This is a genomic window from Paraburkholderia phenazinium, assembly GCF_900100735.1.
In the GTDB taxonomy this organism is placed as follows: domain Bacteria; phylum Pseudomonadota; class Gammaproteobacteria; order Burkholderiales; family Burkholderiaceae; genus Paraburkholderia; species Paraburkholderia phenazinia.
The window spans coordinates 71716-89761 of sequence record NZ_FNCJ01000017.1; the positions used below are offsets into that span (position 1 = coordinate 71716).

Sequence of the window (18046 nt, forward strand, 5' to 3'; positions counted from 1 at the left end):
GTGTCGCCGGGGCGGCCCGGGTGCAATGTTTTGTGTCAGCGGAGCGCCCAGATACACTGAGATACAAAGCGCCGTGCGGACTGGGCTATAAAGCAGCCATTGCTACCGCGGAGAGCGCTATGAGTACCGGAACTGCTGCAAGTCCTGTCCGTCGTGGAGGACGCATGAGACGGTTCATGTCGATCCTCGCTTTTCTCGCAGGCGGCCTGGCAGCGGAAATGGCGCACCCCGTGCACTGTTCGCTGGTCAACGTGAACCGGGTGCGTGTGAATCGTCGGAAGGATTGAGCGATCGATGGAAAACACCGACCATGTGCTGATCGTCGATGACGATCGCGGAATTCGCGAGCTGATTGCCACCTATCTCGAGAAGAACGGCATGCGCGTCTCGCTGGCCGCCAACGGCCGGCAGATGCGCGGCGTCCTCGAGCAGGGCGCGCCGGACCTGATCGTGCTCGACCTGATGATGCCCGGCGAAGACGGCCTCGTGCTGTGCCGGGAATTGCGTGCTGGCAAGTTTCGCGCGGTGCCGGTCTTGATGCTGACCGCGCGCAGCGAAGAGACAGATCGCATCGTCGGGCTGGAAATGGGCGCCGACGACTACCTCGCCAAACCGTTTGCGGTGCGCGAACTGCTGGCGCGCATCCGCTCGGTGTTGCGCCGCACGCGGATGCTGCCGCCCGGCATGCAGGTGACGGAAACGGCGTCGATGATCGGCTTCGGCGACTGGCGGCTCGATACTACCGCGCGCCATCTGCTCGACGCCGAGGGCACCATGGTGGCTCTGAGCGGCGCAGAGTACCGCTTGTTGCGTGTGTTCCTCGATCATCCCCAGCGCGTGCTCACGCGCGATCAGTTGCTCAATCTGACCCAGGGCCGCCAGGCCGATCCGTTCGACCGCTCGATCGATCTACTGGTGAGCCGCTTGCGGCAGCGCCTGCAGGATGTAGCGCGCGAGCCGCGTTACATCAAGACGCTGCGCAGCGAAGGCTATGTATTTTCCGCGGCCGTGACCATGATCGAAGGTGACTCATGAAGCTGAATGCATTGCTGCATTGGCCGCGCACGCTGTTCGCGAGGCTCGCGCTGATTCTCTTTGTCAGCCTTGCGCTGGTGCAAACGCTGTCGGTCTGGCTCACCATGACCGAACGGGACCAGACCATGACGAACGTGATGATGGGTTACATCGAACGCGAGGTCACCAGTTCGGTTGCGCTGCTCGATCATTTGCCGGCCAACGAACGGGCCGAATGGCTGCCGCGGCTGGCGCGGCGCACCTACACCTTCAATCTGAGCCCCGGGGTCGCTGGCGCGCCGCCGGATGCGAAGCTCTCGGCGAGGGTGGCGCAATCCATCGCGGATGGCATCGGCAAGCGCTATCCGCTCACCGCCAACGCCGTGCCGGGCGACCCGGATCGCCTGCAGGTTCATCTGCAGTTGAGCGACGGTACGCCGCTGACGATCGACTACCACCCCATGCCGGGCGCGCCGCTGTCGCCGTGGTTGTCGTGGGTGCTGGTGCTGCAACTGGTGGTGCTGGCCGCGTGCTGTTGGGTGGCGGTGCGGCTGGCGACGCGTCCGTTGAGCCAGTTGGCGCGCGCGGCCGATACGCTAGGCCCCGACCTGAAGGCGGCGCGCTTGCCCGAAGACGGGCCGGACGAAGTGGCGCGTGCGGCGCGGGCCTTTAACGCCATGCAGGACCGCATCAGGTTGTATATGACCGAGCGCCTGCAAATCCTCGCGGCGATTTCGCACGACCTGCAAACGCCGATTACCCGCATGCGTTTGCGCGTCGACGTGATGGACGACAACCCACAGGGCGCCAAGCTGCAGCAGGACCTGCAGGAAATGGAAACGATGGTCAAGGAAGGCGTCACCTACGCGCGCACCATGCACGGCGCCAGTGAGGCGCCGCTGCGTATCGATCCGGATGCGCTGTTCGACAGTCTCGTGCTCGACTATGTAGATGCCGGCAAGGACGTTTCGCTGCATGGGCGAATCGACGCTGCTCTGGTGACGCGCCCGCAGGCGTTACGGCGGATCGTGGGCAATCTGGTCGATAACGCGCTGAAATTTGGTGGGGAGGCGGAAATCAACGTTGCCGCCGGGCAGGACGGACAGGTCACGGTTTGCGTGCTCGATCGCGGGCCGGGGATTCCGGCCGAGTCGCTCGAAGCGGTGTTCGAGCCGTTCTACCGGCTGGAAGGATCGCGCAACCGCGGAACGGGCGGCACCGGGCTGGGTCTCGCAATTGCGCGGCAACTCGCCTTGGCGATGGATGCAACGCTGTCGCTGCATAACCGTCAGGGTGGGGGGCTGGAAGCCAGGCTGGTGTTGAAAGGCATCAGACAAAAGTCAGTCTGAGAAAAATTGTTCAAGAGCATGTGCTAATCAGGAACGGCATCTGTTTGACTAATATTTAAGGATAACTATCTATGAAGGATCAGATCAATATTCGACGTCGCCGTCTGCTTGGGACGACAGTAGCGGGTATCAGTTTGCTTGAGTTGGGCCTGAGCGGACTCGCGCAGGCGCAGTCGAATCCCACTGCGGTCAGCGTGCAGTCTGGAGCGCGCGTTGCTTCGTTCGATAACATTCGCCAGATCGACGCGGGGACACTCAGCATCGGGTATGCGGAAGCCGGCCCGCAGAACGGACCGGTCGTCATTTTGCTGCACGGATGGCCGTACGATATCTATAGCTTCGCGGAGGTGACGCCCATGCTTGCGTCCGCTGGTTATCGGGTCATCGTGCCGTATCTGCGTGGCTATGGCTCGACGCGGTTTCTGTCCGCGGATACGCCGCGCAACGGACAACAGGCTGTGGTCGCGGTCGACATCATTGCCTTGATGGACGCCTTGAAAATCGACCAGGCGATCTTTGGCGGTTTCGATTGGGGCGCACGCACCGTCGATATCATTGCTGCCCTGTGGCCGCAGCGCTGCAAGGCGATGGTGTCGGTGAGCGGCTATCTGATTGGCAGCCAGCAAGCCAACAAGGCGCCATTGCCGCCGAAGGCAGAACTGGCGTGGTGGTATCAGTTCTATTTCGCGACCGAGCGTGGCGAGGCGGGCTATGCAGCGAATCGCCACGATTTCAACAAACTGATCTGGCGTCTCGCATCGCCTAAATGGAATTTCGACGATGCGACGTACGAGCGCTCAGCCGAGTCGTTCAACAATCCGGATCACGTTGCGGTGGTGATTCACAACTATCGCTGGCGGCTGGGGCTGGCTAAGGGCGAGCCGCAATACGACGCGCTCGAAGCGCATCTGGCGAGCGCGCCGGCCATTTCGGTTCCGGCCATCACCATGGAGGGCGACGCCAACGGCGCACCGCATCCCGAGCCGGCCGCCTACGCGAAGAAGTTCACCGGCAAGTATCAACACCGGAATATCGATGGGGGTATCGGACATAACTTGCCGCAGGAAGCGCCAAAGGCATTTGCCGATGCCATCGTCGATGTCGCCCGTCTTTAACCGAACAGGAGGAGGGCCACGAATTGCTGTGGCCCGGTCCGCGGTCGCCCGAAGGGTTCGGCGATCTTGGTGCTCCTCCTGCAATCACACTATGTCGTCCAGCGTTTTGCCTCCAGCGCCATCGTGTCGTTTGCTATCTCCAGAAAACTGTCGACGATAGGAGTCGTATGTTGGCGCTGGGGACACACTGTGAACCCACGAAACACAATATCCGGGGAAAACGGCCGGAACTGGATCCTGGTGGGATTGGCGTCGAAGGTCGCAAGCGGATTCACGATGCCGACCCCCAAGCCGCGCGACACGATTGCGCAAATGGTCGCCCCGTAAGGCGTTTCGATCGTCGGCACCTGATTGACTTCCGCCTGACGCAATACGCGATCCAGCGACGAGCGCGTGTCGTCCGCATACGACGGCAGGATCAGGCTTTCGCCGCGCAGGTCGCGTGCGTGGATACGTTTGTGCGCTACCAGCCGGTGTCCGGCCGGCAGCGCACATACACCGGGCAGGCGGTATAACTCCGCGCTCGTCACACCGAACGCATCGGGTGTCGTCGTGGCGAAGCCGATGTCGCAATACGCCGACGAAGCCCACCGCTGGATGGTGCCTTCGCTGCGCATTTCCAGCGATATCGCAATGCGCGGATACGCGGCAAGAAAACGCTCGATCACCATCGGCACGAATGACAACGCCAGCACCGGCGCCGCGACGAGCCGCAGACGGCCGCTGCCGAACTGGCGGATTTCACGTGCGGAATGGGCGAGTTTTTCGAGGCCCACAAAACTACGGTCCACTTCACGATAGAACGCGCTGCCGGCGTCGGTGGCCTGAATTCGCCCGCCGTTGCGGGTGAATAGCGCCAGTCCCGTCGACGCCTCCAGCTCCGCGATCAAGCGGCTGACGCTCGGTTGCGACGTGCCGAGTTCCTCGGCGGCGGCGGTCATCGAGCCGCGCAACATGACCAGCCTGAACGCTTCGATTTGCCGTTGATTCATCCGCTCGCCCCGGGGGCTTTGGTTGCTCCGGTCCTCAGCTTGCCATATCAAAATTGAATGGCAGGCGTTTTTGGCGGTATTTGACCGGATGGGCGACGAAAACCTAGACTGGCTTGCATCCTGTCACCGGCGGTGCACGATGCGTTCCGATACCTTGCTGTTTCATGACGATTTTCGCGTGGCCCCGTACTGGTGGGACGCCGCGCCGCCCGAGACGGTTCGTGACGCGTTGCCCTCCGAGGTCGATGTGCTGATCGTCGGGAGCGGCTATTGCGGCTTGTCGGCGGCGGCGGAAGCAGCGCGGCTCGGCGCGAGTGTCGCTGTGCTCGATGCCGCGCAGATCGGTGCCGGTGGCAGCACGCGCAGCGGCGGCATGGTGTCGAGCGGGCAGAAGCTCGCGCTGACCAATGCGATCCGTGGGGTGCCGGCAGAACGTTTGGGACGGCTGATGCGCGAATCGATGGCGAGCTTCGACTATCTGAAACGCCTGATTGCCGACGAATCGCTTGACGCCGATCTGCAGATCACCGGCCGCTTCTTTGGCGCCTTCACCCCGCGACACTTCGAGCGTTTGCGCCGCCAGGGCGATCTGTTGCACGACAAGACCGGGGTAACGGTGCGTGTCGTGCCGCGCGCAGATCAGCACGCGGTAATCGGCTCCGACTACTACTACGGCGGGATTCTCGTCGATGAATACGGGGGGCTGCATACAGCCAAATATCATCGGGCGCTGCGCGAACTCGCCCGGCGGCGCGGCGCCAGTTTGCATTCGCATGCGGGCGTGGAACGGATCGAGCGCAATGGCGCGGCGGGGTTCACGGTTCATGCGACGCGGGGCAAGATCGAAGCGAAGCATGTGCTGGTCGCGACCAACGGCTACACCGGACGTCTGCTGCCGTTTTTCTCGCGGCGGGTGCTGCCGGTCGCGAGCTACCAGATTGCGACGGAACCCCTGCCGCCCGGATTGATGGCCGTGCTGAATCCGGGACGGCGGATGATCAGCGATTCGAAGCGCAATCTGTTCTACACGCGGCCGTCGCCCGACGGCACGCGGATGCTGTTCGGCTCGCGCCCGGCGATCCGCGAAGTAAGCGAACGTGATGCGGCAAGGATGCTGCACGCGAAGATGATCGAACTGTGGCCCGCCTTGCGCGACGTGCGCATCACGCACGCGTGGAAGGGTTATGTCGCGATGACGGGCGACAAGCTCGCGCATATCGGCGCACAGGACGGCATTCATTACGCGCTGGGTTGCAACGGCAACGGCGTGGCGCTGATGAGCTATCTGGGCGCGCGGGTCGTGAAGCCTATGCTCGGACTCGATGCGATGCCGGGCGCCTTCGGCGAAGGCGCGTTTCCGGTCAGTGTGGCCGGCATGGCGAGCCGTCTGAGCGTGCCAGTCGGCACGGCGCTTTATACATTCGACGATCTCTGGAGCGGCCGCGTGCGCGCCGCGCTTTCCTGACGTATTCATCGCAGGTCTTTTCGACGGAGCCCATCATCATGCGTTTTCGCCATCTTCTCAGCCTCATTGCAGTTGTCGTGCCCTTGTCGCTCGCGTTGGCAGGCAACGCGCGTGCCGATGACGTCGGCACGCTGACGCCCGGCAAGCTGGTCGCCGGTGTGGACGCGAACAACAAACCATATTCGTATATCGACAACGGCAACATGACGGGCTTCGACGTCGAATTGCTGCGCGCCATTGCGGCGAAGCTCGGCCTGAGCACCGAGTTCCGCGCGCAGGATTTCAGCGGACTGCTGCCTAGCGTGGCGAACCAGCAGATCGATCTGGCCGCCGGTTCGATTTCGATTACGAAGGAGCGTCTGAAGATGGTCGATTTCTCGGAGGGCTATCTGACCGGCCTGCTGAGCGTCGCAACGCTGCCGGACAGCCCGATCACGAGCGATCCGTCATCGGTGAAGGGCAAGCGGATCGGCGTCGTGCAGGGCACCATCGAAGACACGTATTCGGACAGCTACCTGCCGGGTGCCCAGATCGTGCGCTTTCCAAACCTGAACGCGGGTTTCCTGTCGCTGCGCTCGAAATACATCGACGGCTACTTTGTGGATAAAACGCTCGCAGAAGGCTTGCAGGGCAAGTATCCGCAAATGAACATCGCGGACAAGCTCGATATCTCCGCCGTCAATCTGCCCGCCGGCTTCCCGGTGCACAAGGGCAACACGAAGCTCGAGGCAGCGCTGAACAAGACCATCGACGAACTGGTCGCGGACGGCACCTGGCTCAAGCTGTACCTGCAGTTCCACCCGGGCTATCCTAAGCCCGCTAACCTGCCGCCTTACGCGATGAAGTCCGGCAACTGATCGAGTCTGGCCGCTCGCCGCTCACCGCTCACCGCTCGAAGACCGGTGGCCTGATCCGCCGCCGCTCAACCAAGGAGCGCACCATGAATGCTTTCTTGCAGAACTTTCTCGACTGGCCGTTGCTGATCTCGTCGCTGCCGTCGCTGCTGTGCACGGGCCTCGTCAACACGCTGATGCTGTCGGTGTTTTCGACCGTGCTGGGGATCGTCGCGGGCATGGTGCTTGCCTTGATGGCGGTGTCGCATACGCGCTGGTTGATGCTGCCCGCGCAGGTGTTCGTCGACGTATTTCGCGGCCTGCCGGCAGCGCTCGTGATCCTGCTGGTCGGCCAAGGGCTCGCGCCTGTGGGACTGGCAATCTTCGGACCCAATCCCTATCCGCTGGCAATTGTCGCGCTTGGGCTGATTTCATCCGCGTATATCGCGGAGATTTTCCGCTCCGGCATTCAAAGCGTGGGACGCGGGCAACTGTCCGCCTGTCAGGCGCTCGGCATGACGTACTGGAGCAGCATGCGTCATGTGATCGTGCCGCAAGGCGTGCGGCGCATCTTGCCGGCGCTTGCGAACCAGTTTATTTCGATCGTCAAGGATTCGAGCCTGGTCTATTTTCTCGGCCTTCTGACCTCGCAACGCGATCTGTTCACGATCGGCCAGAACACCTCGGTCAACACTGCGAACCTGTCACCGCTGGTGGCGGCAGGTGTGGTGTATTTGCTCCTGACCGTGCCGCTTACGCATGCGATCAACCACATTGACCGCTGGACCAACCGTCATGCGAATCCATCGCGCGGCGATTCCAAAGCGGGTTGGGCGCGCCGGCAACGCCGGGCACAGGTCTCGTCCAATTCGGCCGCCTCGGTCAGGACCGGCATTGCCGATCAACATAACTAGTCTTCACAGGCAGGACGCCACACATAATGGGACCTAAAGTAGAGACTGTCGCTGACGACACCACCTTGCCCGAGCAAGTCGATGTCGTCGTCATCGGCGGTGGCATTATCGGCGTGAGCACCGCCCTTTATCTGAGCGAGAAAGGCGCGCGGGTCGCGCTCTGCGAGAAAGGCCATATTGCGGGCGAGCAGTCGAGCCGCAACTGGGGCTGGGTACGCGTCACGCACCGCGATATGCGCGAATTCCAGCTGAGCATCGAAAGCCTCAAGCTGTGGCGGGAGATGGACGCGGCGTTGGGTATCGACACCGGCTTCAATCAATGCGGCATCCTTTACATGACCGCCGAAGACAGCATGATGAACAATCATCGCGTCTGGCTCGAGAAGGCGCGCAACCTGGCGGGCGACGCGTTCGACACGCGCGAGATCGACGGGCGATCCGTTGCCGAGCTGCTGCCCGGTGCGGCGAAAGCGTTCAAAGGCGGACTCTACACAGCGGGCGACGGCCGCGCTGAGCCGCAAAAAGCGGCGCCGGCGATCGCCAATGCGTTGCGCAAACGCGGCGTCAAGATTCTGACGCCATGTGCTGCACGCGGCATCGAAACGAGCGCGGGGCGCGTCAGCGCGGTCGTTACCGAGCACGGTACGATTCGCTGCAATAGTGCCGTCGTCGCGGGCGGAGCCTGGTCGCGGCTCTTTTGCGGCAACCTGGATGTCGACGTGCCGCAACTGCTGGTCAAGGCTTCGGTGTTGCGCACTGAGCCGCTCGACGGCGGCCCGACCGTTAGCGCGAGCAACAAGAAATTCGCGTTTCGCAAGCGTGCCGACGGCGGCTACACGGTAGCGTTCGGCTTTCGTACCTACAGCGATCTCACGCCTGATTCATTTCGCCTGTTCTTCAAATACATCGAAGCGCTGAAAAGCCAGTTGGGTTCTCTGCGTGTCGGCATCGGAGCGCGCTTCTTCGATGAGTTGCGCCGTCCGCGTCACTGGGCGCTCGATCGAGCCACCGCCTTCGAACAGGTGCGCACGCTCGATCCCGAACCGATCACCCAGTACACCGACGCCGGCTTGCGCGAGTTCATCAAGGTCTTCCCACATCTGGCGCACGCGCGAATTGCGCAGCGCTGGGCAGGCTACATGGATGTGACGCCAGACGCGATTCCGGTGATCTCCGCTGTCGATACCGTACCGGGTCTCTTTATCGGCACGGGCTTTTCGGGGCACGGATTCGGCATCGGCCCGGCGGCTGGAAAGCTGATGGCGGATCTGGTGACCAACGACACGCCGCTGGTCGATCCGCACGCGTTTCGACTCAACCGTTTCAGCGACGGCACGAAAATCGTCATCGACGCGGGCTTCTAAGGCGATGCTTCCACCGAGATACTAGAGCAACGCATCCTGTGGCAACTGGGCGTGTGCAAACGCCCGGACATGTGCCAGAAACTTCTTCACCAGCAACGATGGCGGCCGTTGCGACGGCAACAGCACGGAGAAGTCCGTGCCGATCGCCGGCTCGAAGCGCCGGAACACGATATCCGTGCCGCGATACTCGAGCGCCGCGACCGGATCGATAATCGCGACCCCCATCCCCGCTGCGACAAAGGAACAGATGGCCGCGGACGTCTGCGTTTCCACTATCAGCTTGCGCTCGACACCATGCGAGGCGAACAGCGCGTCGATCTGATAGCGCGATTGCAGGCCTCGCCAGTGCGACACGAACGGCTCGTTGCGTAAATCTTCAGGCACCAGAGTGGCTTTCGCAGCGAGTGGATGGGTTGCGGGCAGAGCGCAGACCATGCGGGTCGACATCAATAGTTCGCCGTGGGCACTCGGCGTACTGATCGCGAGAATCACAAAGCCGACGTCGCAGCGATGTTCGACCACCATGTCGAGCACGGCGTGCGAGGCGTGCGCGGCGAGCGAAATCTCCACGCCGGTGTGTAACGTGCTGAATTCAGCTATCGCGCGAGGCAGAAACGATAGGGCGAGCGCCGGCGCACTCGCGATTTGCAGCATGCCGCGCTGCGACGCACGAATCTCCAGCGCGGCGCGCTCGATTCGCTCCACGCCGACCAGCGAACGCTGCACCTCTTCATGCAAGGCGAACGCCTCCGGTGTTGGCTGCAAACGGCCGTGCGCGCGATCGAACAGCACAAATCCGGCGCTCTCTTCCAGATCGCTTATGAGCCGTGTCACGGCGGGCTGCGACACGTGCAGCATTTCCGCTGCGCGCGTGACGGTACGGCACACCATGACTGCATTGAACGCTTCCAACTGCCGGATCTTCATCAGGGCTGCCGCTCGAAAATGTATACATGAATGTTATACGACACAGAAAAAATTCGATTTCCCGCTGCTTTTTTTTCTCAATAACCTGACTTGACTGCTGGCTGGGTAGCGTATTCGCGACACGGCGGAGCGATAACTGGGTGCTTTCCCTGATTGAGTTGGTGCGCTACGGGCGCTGCTGAGGAGAAAAAGATGGCTACACGTTTGAGGTGGGCGCGAGGTGCAACCGCTGCCCTGATCGCCGCTTGCTCGGTGCCCGCGCTGGCGACGCCGACGCTGTATCTCGGTTCATACGGCGGTTCCACGCAGGATCTGTTTCAGAAAAAGATCATCCCGGCGTTCGAAGCCAATCACGACGTCAAGATTGTCTACGTGCCCGGCAATTCGACCGATACGCTCGCCAAGCTGCAGGCGCAAAAGTCCAAGGAAGAACTCGACGTCGTGCTGTTGGACGACGGCCCGATGTATCAGGCCACGCAATTCGGCTTCTGCGACAAGCTGCAAGATGCACCGGTCTACAAGGACCTTTACGACATCGCCAGAATGAATGCGAATGCGACGTCGGTGGGCGTCGTCGCAACCGGCCTCGTCTACAACACGGAAGCCTTTAAGAAGGCCGGCCTGCCCAAGCCCGACTCGTGGGAAGTGCTGACCGACAAACGCCTGCACCAGAAAATCGCGATTCCGCCGATCAATAACACCTACGGCTTGCAGACCCTGCTCACCTATGCGCGCTTGCGCAAAGGCAGCGATCACGACATCGATCCGGGTATGACGGCGCTCGTGAAGGAAGTCGGTCCGAACGTGCTGGCATGGGAACCGTCGCCGGGCAAGATGACGGAGATGTTCCAGGACGGCGACATTACCCTTGCCGTATGGGGCAGCGGCCGCGTCGCGGCGCTGAAGGCCACCGGCTTCCCGGTTGAATTCGTCTATCCGAAAGAAGGCGCCCCCGCGATGTTCATTGCGGCATGCCCGGTCGTACACAGCGACATCGCGGCACTCTCGCAACAGTTCGTCCAGTTCCTGCTGACCCCTCAGGTGCAAGCCTGGCTCGCCGAAGGGCAAGGCTGGGGCCCGGTCAACAAGAACACCAAGCTCACGCCTCAGGTTGCTGCGACCGTGCCCTATACGCCGGAGCAGATCGACAAGCTGGTGAAGACCGACTGGACTTACGTCAACGAGAAGCGCGTCGACTGGACCAATCGCTGGAATCGCACCGTCGAACGGTAAGGCATGACACCATGAGCTTCCTCACTCTCGATGGCCTCGGCAAGGCCTACGGCGACTTCAATGCGGTGGACAGTATCAATCTGTTGATCGAACGCGGCGAATTCGTCTCGTTGCTCGGCCCGTCGGGTTGCGGCAAGACCACGACGTTGCAGATGGTCGCGGGTTTTGTCGACCCCACCCGTGGTCGGATTCTGCTGAACGGCGCCGATATTACGCGTGAGCGGCCGGAAAAGCGCGGCATGGGCATCGTGTTCCAGAGCTACGCGCTGTTTCCGCATATGACGGTCGGCAACAACGTCGGCTTTGGTCTGGACATGCGCAACGTGACGCGCGGCGAACGCGCCACGCGCATTGCCGAAGTGCTCGAGATGGTGCGGCTCACCGGCCTCGACAAGCGCTACCCGCGTGAGCTGTCCGGCGGACAGCGCCAGCGCGTCGCGATTGCCCGCGCGCTGGCGATTCAGCCGCAAGTGCTGTTGCTCGACGAACCGATGTCGAACCTCGACGCGAAGCTGCGCGAAGACATGCACGTGGAGCTGCGCGCGATCCAGAAGAAGCTCGGTATTACAACGATCCTGGTCACCCACGATCAGGTGGAAGCGATGACGATGAGCGATCGCATCGCAGTCATGCACGGCGGCCGTATCGTACAGACCGGCTCGCCGTTCGATGCGTACGAGAAGCCGGAATCGGTGTTCGCTTCGGGTTTTCTCGGCAAAACGAATGCATTGCGCGGTACGGTCGAGCAGATGAACGACCGTTGCGCGGTGGTCCGGGTCGGCGCCAACGTGATAAAGGTGCCGCATGGCGGCCGCCGCTTCGAGGGCGACGTGCAGCTTTATGTGCGGCCCGAACGCGTGGCGCTTACCGATTCGTCCACCGCCGATGCGACGCTGCAAGGCCGCGTGACGACGTGTCTGTTCCTCGGCAACCACTGGATGCTGCAGATCGAGACGCCACTCGGCACGGTGCGCGCGAGCCTGCCGAATCTCGGCACCGTGCCGCCGCGCGAAGGCGAAACGGTGGGCGTGCACTGGTCCGACGACGCCGTGCGCATCCTCGCGGAGTCCACCCATGGCTGATTCCTCGCCTTCCCCGCTCCCCGCGCCGGCACAGGCCGCGCCGCGCTCGCACGCCGGTCGGGCCGACGCCGCGCCATGGCTGCTCGCCGGCCCGGCATTGTTGCTGTTCTGCGGATTGCTGCTGGTGCCGTTGCTGTTGACGACCGTGCTGTCCTTCCACGCATTCGACGGCACCCAAGGCGTGTTGCCGACTTTCACGCTGTCGAACTACGTTGAGGTATTGAGCGACGGCTATTACCACGAGATTTTTCTGCGCACAGGCGGCATGGCGCTGGCGGTGACGCTGCTGTGCGTGGTGCTCGGCGTGCCGGAGACCATCATTCTCGCGCGGATGAAAAGCCCATGGCGTTCGATCTTCCTGATTGTGATCCTGGGGCCGCTGTTGATTTCGGTGGTGGTACGCACACTGGGCTGGGCGATCCTGCTCGGCAATAACGGCTTGCTTAACGAGGCGCTGCAGGCGCTCGGCATCACCAGCGAACCGGTCAAGCTGGTGTTCACCATGACCGGCGTGATTATCGGTCTCACACACGTGCTGGTGCCGTTCATGGTGATCGCCGTGTGGGCCACGCTGCAAAAGCTCGATCTGCAAGTCGAAAACGCCGCGCGTTCGTTGGGAGCGCAACCATTCGCGGTGTTTCGCCGGGTGGTGTTCCCGCAATTGCTGCCAGGCGTGCTGTCCGGTTCGATCATCGTGTTCGCGCTGGCGGCCTCCGCGTTCGCTACGCCCGCGCTACTGGGCGGCCGGCGCCTGAAAGTTGCCGCCACCGCAGCCTACGACGAGTTCCTCAACACGCTGAACTGGCCCCTCGGCGCGACCATCGCGGTGTTGTTGCTGATTGCGAACGTCGTCATCATTCTCGGCTGCAACCGCTGGATCGAGCGGCGCTTCCGCGCGGTTTTCGAGGGCTGACGTCATGCGCAAAAACAACTGGCTCGCGCTCTGTTATCACACGCTCTTCGTGCTCTTTATCGTCGCGCCGCTGCTGGTGGTGATCGCCGTGTCGTTCACCGACAAGGGCTACATTTCGATGCCCACTACGGGTCTGTCGCTGCGCTGGTTTCGCGCGATCGCCGATGCCTCGGATATCATCGACGCGTTCTGGCTGTCGCTGCGTCTCGGCCTCGCCTCGGCAAGCGTTGCAGTGCTGTTCGCGGTGCCGAGTGCGTTGGCATTGACGCGCTATCGTTTCCCCGGGCGTGGGGCGTTGTCGGCGTTCTTCCTGTCGCCGCTGATGATTCCGAACGTGGTGCTCGGCGTGGCGTTCCTGCGCTTCTTCACCACGGTGGGCATGTCCGGCTCGTTCTTTTTGCTGACGCTCACGCACGTGGCGGTGATCTTTCCTTACGCGCTGCGTCTCACGCTGGCGGCGGCCACCGGCCTCGATCGTGACGCGGAACGCGCGGCGCTCTCGCTCGGCGCGAAACGCTTCACCACCTTTCGCCGCGTGATTCTGCCGATGATCCTCCCCGGTGTCGCGGCCGGCTGGATGCTCGCCTTCATCCAGAGCTTCGACGAACTAACAATGACCGTGTTCGTTGCGACGCCCGGCACCACCACGCTGCCGGTGGCGATGTACAACCAGATTGCGCAAACTATCGATCCGCTGGTCGCCTCGGTGTCGACGGTGCTGATCGTCGGCACCGGGATTCTGATGGTGGTGATGGACCGCATTGTCGGCCTCGATCGCGTGCTGATCGGCAAAAACTGAAACAGATGATGAACTCCTCCGAGGTACTGGTGATTGGCGGCGGCCTGGTCGGTACGGCCGTCGCCTATGGACTCGCCCGCGAAGGGCTGAAGGTCGGCGTACTCGACGAAGGCGACGACGCGTTCCGGGCTTCACGCGGCAATTTCGGCCTCGTGTGGGTGCAGGGCAAGGGCTATGGCATGTCGCCGTACGCGACATGGACGCGGGGCTCGGCGACGCGCTGGCCGATCTTGCGCGAAGCCCTGCTCAACGAAACCGATATCGACGTGCAACTGCAGCAACCCGGCGGCTTCCATTTCTGTTTCAGCGACACGGAGTGGCAGGAACGCGCGGCCCGTCTGCAGGCGATTCGCGACGATCTGGACGGCGACTATCCGTTCGAGATGATCGGTCACGCCGAATTGAAACGCCGTTTGCCGGCCGTGGGTCCGCAGGTGGTCGGCGCGAGCTATTCGCCGATGGACGGTCACGTCAATCCGCTCAAGTTGCTGCGCGCGCTGCATACCGCATGCAGCAAGCGAGGCGTGCAGATGACCTCGGGTGTGCGGGCGCAGCGTATCGAGCGCGATGGCAGCGGCTTTGTCGTCGAAGCGGGCGGACAGCGTTTTCACGCGGGACGGGTGGTGCTGGCCGCGGGACTCGGCAATCGGGCGCTGGCTCAGCAGGTAGGCATTCATGCGCCGGTCGCACCGAACCGCGGGCAGGTGCTGATCGCCGAGCGGGTCGCGCATTTCCTCGATTTTCCCACCACCTATGTGCGGCAAACCGACGAAGGAACTGTGCAGATCGGCGATTCGATGGAAGACGTCGGCTTCAACGATGGTGTGACCACCGATGTCGTGAGCCACATCGCATGGCGCGGCGTGCGCAGTTTCCCCGCGCTGGGCGAAGTGAAGCTGGTGCGCGCATGGGGAGCATTGCGCGTGCTCAGCCCCGATGGCTTTCCGATCTATCAACAGTCATCCACTTGTCCCGGTGCGTACGTCGTGACCTGCCATAGCGGCGTCACGCTCGCGGCCGCGCATGCATTGCGCGTTGCGCCGTGGATCGCGAAAGACCTCGCGCCTGCCGGCATCGAGCATTTCTCCGGCGAGCGCTTTTTGCAGACCGACAAGGTATTCACACATGGCCACTGACAGTCTTTTCAAAGTGCTGCCCCGGGAGGCCAAAGACGGCACAACCGGCACCGTCAACATCTCGTTCGACGGAAAGGCGCTGCGGGTACCGCAAGGGGTGAGCGTCGCCGCGGCCTTGCTGGCGGCCGGGATCGAACGTTTTCGCACGACACCGGTGAGCGGCGCGGCACGCGCACCGTATTGCATGATGGGCGTGTGCTTCGAATGTCTGGTCGAAATCGACGGCGTGGCGAACCGGCAGAGCTGTCTCGTGCCGGTCGCCGAAGGCATGGCGGTTCGTTCGCAACTCGGCATGCGCGAATTGAACGACCTCGTTACGTCGGCAGGAGGCGCGCGCGATGAACGCTAATCACGTGGACCTGGTGATCGTCGGAGCGGGACCGGCCGGCATGGCCGCCGCAACCGTCGCGGCGCAACGTGGTTTGAGTGTGACCGTGCTCGACGAGCAGGCCGGCCCCGGCGGGCAAATCTATCGCGCCATCACGCAGACCAATGCGCGGCGCCTGGACATTCTCGGTCCTGATTATGCCGCGGGCAGCGAGTTGGCACGCGCCTTTGCCGCGAGCGGTGCGAAACACGAACGCGGCGCAGCGGTATGGCAGGTGAGCGCGGAGCACAGCGTCGATTACGTACAGGACGGCGTGGTGAAATCGTTGCAAGCCGGCTCGATCATCCTGTGCAGTGGTGCGATGGAGCGGCCGTTTCCGATTCCGGGCTGGACGCTGCCGGGTGTGCTGACGGCCGGCGCTGCGCAAATTCTGCTGAAGAGCGCCGAAGTCGTGCCGTCGCAGCCGGTGGTGCTGGCGGGCTGCGGGCCGCTGCTGTATCTGCTCGGCTGGCAGTATCTGCGCGCGGGTGTGCCGATCCGCGCCATCGTCGATACGACCTCGAGTGCCGACTATCGCCGTGCGCTCGCCCATCTGGGCAGCGCGCTGAAGGGGTGGCGGCAGCTTGCGAAAGGGCTGAAGCTGATGCGCGCGTTAAAACGCGCCGGCGTGCCGTTTTATCAGGGCGCGACGAACCTCGCGCTCGAAGGCACGGATGCGCTTGCCGCGGTCCGCTTTACTGTCGAAGGCGACGCGCAGCGCATTCCCGCGGAGGTCGCGCTGCTGCATCAGGGCGTCGTGCCGAATACGCAGATCAGCTGGTCGTTGCGCGCGCAACATAAGTGGGACGATGCGCAATTGTGCTGGGTACCCGTCACCGACGCATGGGGCGAGCTCGATGTGCCCGGCATTTACGTCGCGGGCGACAGCCGCGGCATTGGCGGTGCGCAGGCCGCTGCCGAACAGGGGCGGCTCGCGGCACTGGAGATCGTGCATCGGGCCGGCCGCATCGGCCGCGCGACACGTGACTCGCTGGCCGCACCGGTCACACGGGCGTTGCGTGAGGCGCTGCAGATCCGCCCATTTCTCGATGCGCTTTACCGGCCGAAGGACGCCAATCGTATTCCTGAGGACGAGGTCACTATTTGCCGCTGCGAAGAAGTGACTGCAGGACAGTTGCGCAGCTTCGTGAAGCTCGGCTGCCTCGGCCCGAATCAGGCGAAGTCGTTCGGCCGCTGCGGCATGGGCCCGTGTCAGGGCCGCCTTTGCGGACTGACCGTGACCGAGGTGATCGCGGATGCGCGGGGCGTGTCGCCCGCCGAGGTCGGGTATTACCGCGTGCGTCCGCCAATCAAGCCAGTCACGCTCGCCGAACTCGCGGCCGCGCATGAAGCGGCGCTGCAGGGCGCGGCGCAGCCAGCCGAGACGTCCGCCGAAACCCACGACGCCGCTGCACGATGAACAGCCCGAGCGGAGCCGCAGGGGCCGATGTCGTGGTGATCGGCGGCGGCTTGCATGGTTTGTCGAGTGCGCTGCATCTGGCACGGCGCGGCGCCAGCCTGGTCGTGCTCGAGCGCGACGTATGCGGGCGGTTACCCGAACTGATTGGCGACGACGCTGGTTTCGTCCCGTCCGGCCAGTTGAAAGTGGCGGAGAGCGAGGCGGAACTTGCGGCGTGCCGTGCACGGGTTGCGCATCTGCAAACGCTCGGCTTCACACACGAAGTCATGGTCGATGCCTCTACCGTGCGCGAGCTCGTCCCGAGTCTTGCGCGGCACGTGGTGGGCGGCGTATGGGCCGAGCGCGATGGCCACGCATTGCCGTTTCGCGCGGTCACGGCGTTGCGGCTCGCGGCGCAGCATGTGGTAGTCAACCGCGCATGGGCCGGTATCGAGGGTTTCATGCCCGATGGCATTCCGGTGATCTCCCGCAGCGCCACCCATGACGGGCTGGTACACGCATTCGGCTTCTCCGCGCATGGGTTCGAGCTTGGGCCGATTGTCGGCAGCGTGGTGGCCGAGCTGGTGTGCGATGGCCGCAGCACGCACGATATCGACGCATTCTGGATTGGACGCTTCGCGGCAACGGCAGCGGCAGAGGCGGGGAATCAAGTCGAGGCACAGCAGGCTCCGTAGAGTTTCTTCACCCACCTTAAAGACACCAGCAATGAGCGATATTCAACGTTTCGAAACCAATCCACGCCTCTCGCGCATCGTGATCCACAACGGCACCGTATACGTTGCCGGCCTGACGGCGACCTCGCGCGACGGCGACGCGAAGGCGCAAACCGAGGAGATCCTGAGCAAACTGGACGGGCATCTGAAAACGGCAGGCACGGATAAAACCCGACTGTTGTCCGTGCAGATCTGGGTGGCCGATATGGCTCGCGACTTCGGTCCGATGAATGCCGCATGGGAAGCCTGGGTGCCTAGCGACGCGACGCCGGCGCGTGCGACTTGCGAAGCCGCGTTGGCTGCGCCGGAGATTCGCGTCGAAGTGATCGTCACCGCCGCGCTGTAAGGGGTTTGGCGGCATGATCGAGTCACCAGGTGACGGCCGCCGCAGTGACCTGGTGCATCTCCCC

General features: G+C 63.1%; 18 protein-coding genes. 16 read left to right on the forward strand and 2 right to left on the reverse strand.

Annotated elements, in window-relative coordinates; translation table 11 throughout:
• The first annotated feature begins 294 nt into the window (after nucleotides 1-294).
• From BLQ92_RS29545 to BLQ92_RS29555, 3 genes are all read left to right on the forward strand, one after another.
• Complete coding sequence (locus BLQ92_RS29545; protein ID WP_090690335.1) at nucleotides 295-1035, forward strand: response regulator; 741 nt, start codon at nucleotides 295-297, stop codon at nucleotides 1033-1035.
• Nucleotides 1032-2363, forward strand: a complete 1332-nt coding sequence (locus BLQ92_RS29550; RefSeq protein ID WP_090690339.1) for a sensor histidine kinase — start codon at nucleotides 1032-1034, stop codon at nucleotides 2361-2363. Before BLQ92_RS29545 ends, BLQ92_RS29550 begins: the two co-directional genes overlap by 4 nt.
• 71 nt (nucleotides 2364-2434) lie before the next feature.
• Complete coding sequence (locus BLQ92_RS29555) at nucleotides 2435-3478, forward strand: alpha/beta fold hydrolase (RefSeq protein ID WP_090690343.1); 1044 nt, start codon at nucleotides 2435-2437, stop codon at nucleotides 3476-3478.
• A gap of 89 nt (nucleotides 3479-3567) precedes the next feature.
• Here BLQ92_RS29555 and BLQ92_RS29560 read toward each other — a convergent pair whose 3' ends face one another.
• The gene (locus tag BLQ92_RS29560) at nucleotides 3568-4470 is read right to left on the reverse strand and encodes a LysR substrate-binding domain-containing protein (RefSeq protein WP_090690347.1); all 903 of its coding nucleotides are present in this window, start codon (nucleotides 4468-4470) and stop codon (nucleotides 3568-3570) included.
• A gap of 139 nt (nucleotides 4471-4609) precedes the next feature.
• Here BLQ92_RS29560 and BLQ92_RS29565 point away from each other — a divergent pair, with 139 nt between their 5' ends.
• The 4 genes from BLQ92_RS29565 to BLQ92_RS29580 all read left to right on the forward strand — a co-directional run bounded on the left by BLQ92_RS29565 (nucleotide 4610) and on the right by BLQ92_RS29580 (nucleotide 9046).
• The gene (locus BLQ92_RS29565; protein ID WP_090690351.1) at nucleotides 4610-5935 is read left to right on the forward strand and encodes an NAD(P)/FAD-dependent oxidoreductase; all 1326 of its coding nucleotides are present in this window, start codon (nucleotides 4610-4612) and stop codon (nucleotides 5933-5935) included.
• Nucleotides 5936-5973: 38 nt separating this feature from the next.
• Nucleotides 5974-6792, forward strand: coding sequence for a substrate-binding periplasmic protein (locus BLQ92_RS29570; RefSeq protein ID WP_090690354.1), 819 nt, complete (start codon nucleotides 5974-5976; stop codon nucleotides 6790-6792).
• Nucleotides 6793-6875: 83 nt separating this feature from the next.
• Nucleotides 6876-7682: an amino acid ABC transporter permease gene (locus tag BLQ92_RS29575; protein WP_244106381.1), complete on the forward strand. Its 807-nt coding sequence runs from the start codon at nucleotides 6876-6878 to the stop codon at nucleotides 7680-7682.
• A gap of 26 nt (nucleotides 7683-7708) precedes the next feature.
• Nucleotides 7709-9046, forward strand: coding sequence for an NAD(P)/FAD-dependent oxidoreductase (locus tag BLQ92_RS29580; protein WP_090690358.1), 1338 nt, complete (start codon nucleotides 7709-7711; stop codon nucleotides 9044-9046).
• A gap of 21 nt (nucleotides 9047-9067) precedes the next feature.
• Here BLQ92_RS29580 and BLQ92_RS29585 read toward each other — a convergent pair whose 3' ends face one another.
• Complete coding sequence (locus BLQ92_RS29585; RefSeq protein WP_090690362.1) at nucleotides 9068-9973, reverse strand: LysR substrate-binding domain-containing protein; 906 nt, start codon at nucleotides 9971-9973, stop codon at nucleotides 9068-9070.
• A 192-nt stretch (nucleotides 9974-10165) separates the two neighbouring features.
• Here BLQ92_RS29585 and BLQ92_RS29590 point away from each other — a divergent pair, with 192 nt between their 5' ends.
• From BLQ92_RS29590 to BLQ92_RS29630, 9 genes are read left to right on the forward strand one after another with little or no spacing between them, the layout of a single operon-like run.
• Nucleotides 10166-11206 carry an ABC transporter substrate-binding protein gene (locus BLQ92_RS29590; protein ID WP_090690367.1) on the forward strand — a complete coding sequence of 347 codons (1041 nt, stop codon included), beginning with the start codon at nucleotides 10166-10168 and terminating at the stop codon, nucleotides 11204-11206.
• 11 nt (nucleotides 11207-11217) lie between these two features.
• Nucleotides 11218-12288 (forward strand): ABC transporter ATP-binding protein, encoded by a 1071-nt coding sequence (locus tag BLQ92_RS29595; protein ID WP_090690371.1) that lies wholly within the window; start codon nucleotides 11218-11220, stop codon nucleotides 12286-12288.
• Nucleotides 12281-13201: an ABC transporter permease gene (locus BLQ92_RS29600; protein WP_090690375.1), complete on the forward strand. Its 921-nt coding sequence runs from the start codon at nucleotides 12281-12283 to the stop codon at nucleotides 13199-13201. Before BLQ92_RS29595 ends, BLQ92_RS29600 begins: the two co-directional genes overlap by 8 nt.
• Before the next feature lie 4 nt (nucleotides 13202-13205).
• Nucleotides 13206-14000, forward strand: coding sequence for an ABC transporter permease (locus BLQ92_RS29605; RefSeq protein ID WP_090690378.1), 795 nt, complete (start codon nucleotides 13206-13208; stop codon nucleotides 13998-14000).
• Nucleotides 14001-14008: 8 nt separating this feature from the next.
• Nucleotides 14009-15136 (forward strand): NAD(P)/FAD-dependent oxidoreductase, encoded by a 1128-nt coding sequence (locus BLQ92_RS29610; RefSeq protein WP_090690640.1) that lies wholly within the window; start codon nucleotides 14009-14011, stop codon nucleotides 15134-15136.
• The gene (locus BLQ92_RS29615; protein WP_090690381.1) at nucleotides 15126-15485 is read left to right on the forward strand and encodes a (2Fe-2S)-binding protein; all 360 of its coding nucleotides are present in this window, start codon (nucleotides 15126-15128) and stop codon (nucleotides 15483-15485) included. Before BLQ92_RS29610 ends, BLQ92_RS29615 begins: the two co-directional genes overlap by 11 nt.
• Nucleotides 15475-16923 (forward strand): FAD/NAD(P)-dependent oxidoreductase, encoded by a 1449-nt coding sequence (locus BLQ92_RS29620; RefSeq protein WP_090690385.1) that lies wholly within the window; start codon nucleotides 15475-15477, stop codon nucleotides 16921-16923. Before BLQ92_RS29615 ends, BLQ92_RS29620 begins: the two co-directional genes overlap by 11 nt.
• Nucleotides 16920-17597: an NAD(P)/FAD-dependent oxidoreductase gene (locus BLQ92_RS29625; RefSeq protein WP_090690388.1), complete on the forward strand. Its 678-nt coding sequence runs from the start codon at nucleotides 16920-16922 to the stop codon at nucleotides 17595-17597. Before BLQ92_RS29620 ends, BLQ92_RS29625 begins: the two co-directional genes overlap by 4 nt.
• A gap of 31 nt (nucleotides 17598-17628) precedes the next feature.
• Nucleotides 17629-17982, forward strand: coding sequence for a RidA family protein (locus BLQ92_RS29630; RefSeq protein WP_090690391.1), 354 nt, complete (start codon nucleotides 17629-17631; stop codon nucleotides 17980-17982).
• Nucleotides 17983-18046: the final 64 nt, after the last annotated feature.

Coding starts and splice junctions, on each gene's coding strand:
- BLQ92_RS29580 (WP_090690358.1), top strand. CDS start 7,709: ATGGGACCTAAAGTAGAGACTGTCGCTGACGACACCACCTTGCCCGAG.
- BLQ92_RS29600 (WP_090690375.1), top strand. CDS start 12,281: ATGGCTGATTCCTCGCCTTCCCCGCTCCCCGCGCCGGCACAGGCCGCG.
- BLQ92_RS29605 (WP_090690378.1), top strand. CDS start 13,206: ATGCGCAAAAACAACTGGCTCGCGCTCTGTTATCACACGCTCTTCGTG.
- BLQ92_RS29630 (WP_090690391.1), top strand. CDS start 17,629: ATGAGCGATATTCAACGTTTCGAAACCAATCCACGCCTCTCGCGCATC.
- BLQ92_RS29620 (WP_090690385.1), top strand. CDS start 15,475: ATGAACGCTAATCACGTGGACCTGGTGATCGTCGGAGCGGGACCGGCC.
- BLQ92_RS29545 (WP_090690335.1), top strand. CDS start 295: ATGGAAAACACCGACCATGTGCTGATCGTCGATGACGATCGCGGAATT.
- BLQ92_RS29565 (WP_090690351.1), top strand. CDS start 4,610: ATGCGTTCCGATACCTTGCTGTTTCATGACGATTTTCGCGTGGCCCCG.
- BLQ92_RS29570 (WP_090690354.1), top strand. CDS start 5,974: ATGCGTTTTCGCCATCTTCTCAGCCTCATTGCAGTTGTCGTGCCCTTG.
- BLQ92_RS29615 (WP_090690381.1), top strand. CDS start 15,126: ATGGCCACTGACAGTCTTTTCAAAGTGCTGCCCCGGGAGGCCAAAGAC.
- BLQ92_RS29550 (WP_090690339.1), top strand. CDS start 1,032: ATGAAGCTGAATGCATTGCTGCATTGGCCGCGCACGCTGTTCGCGAGG.
- BLQ92_RS29585 (WP_090690362.1), bottom strand. CDS start 9,973: ATGAAGATCCGGCAGTTGGAAGCGTTCAATGCAGTCATGGTGTGCCGT.
- BLQ92_RS29610 (WP_090690640.1), top strand. CDS start 14,009: ATGAACTCCTCCGAGGTACTGGTGATTGGCGGCGGCCTGGTCGGTACG.
- BLQ92_RS29555 (WP_090690343.1), top strand. CDS start 2,435: ATGAAGGATCAGATCAATATTCGACGTCGCCGTCTGCTTGGGACGACA.
- BLQ92_RS29590 (WP_090690367.1), top strand. CDS start 10,166: ATGGCTACACGTTTGAGGTGGGCGCGAGGTGCAACCGCTGCCCTGATC.
- BLQ92_RS29560 (WP_090690347.1), bottom strand. CDS start 4,470: ATGAATCAACGGCAAATCGAAGCGTTCAGGCTGGTCATGTTGCGCGGC.
- BLQ92_RS29595 (WP_090690371.1), top strand. CDS start 11,218: ATGAGCTTCCTCACTCTCGATGGCCTCGGCAAGGCCTACGGCGACTTC.
- BLQ92_RS29625 (WP_090690388.1), top strand. CDS start 16,920: ATGAACAGCCCGAGCGGAGCCGCAGGGGCCGATGTCGTGGTGATCGGC.
- BLQ92_RS29575 (WP_244106381.1), top strand. CDS start 6,876: ATGAATGCTTTCTTGCAGAACTTTCTCGACTGGCCGTTGCTGATCTCG.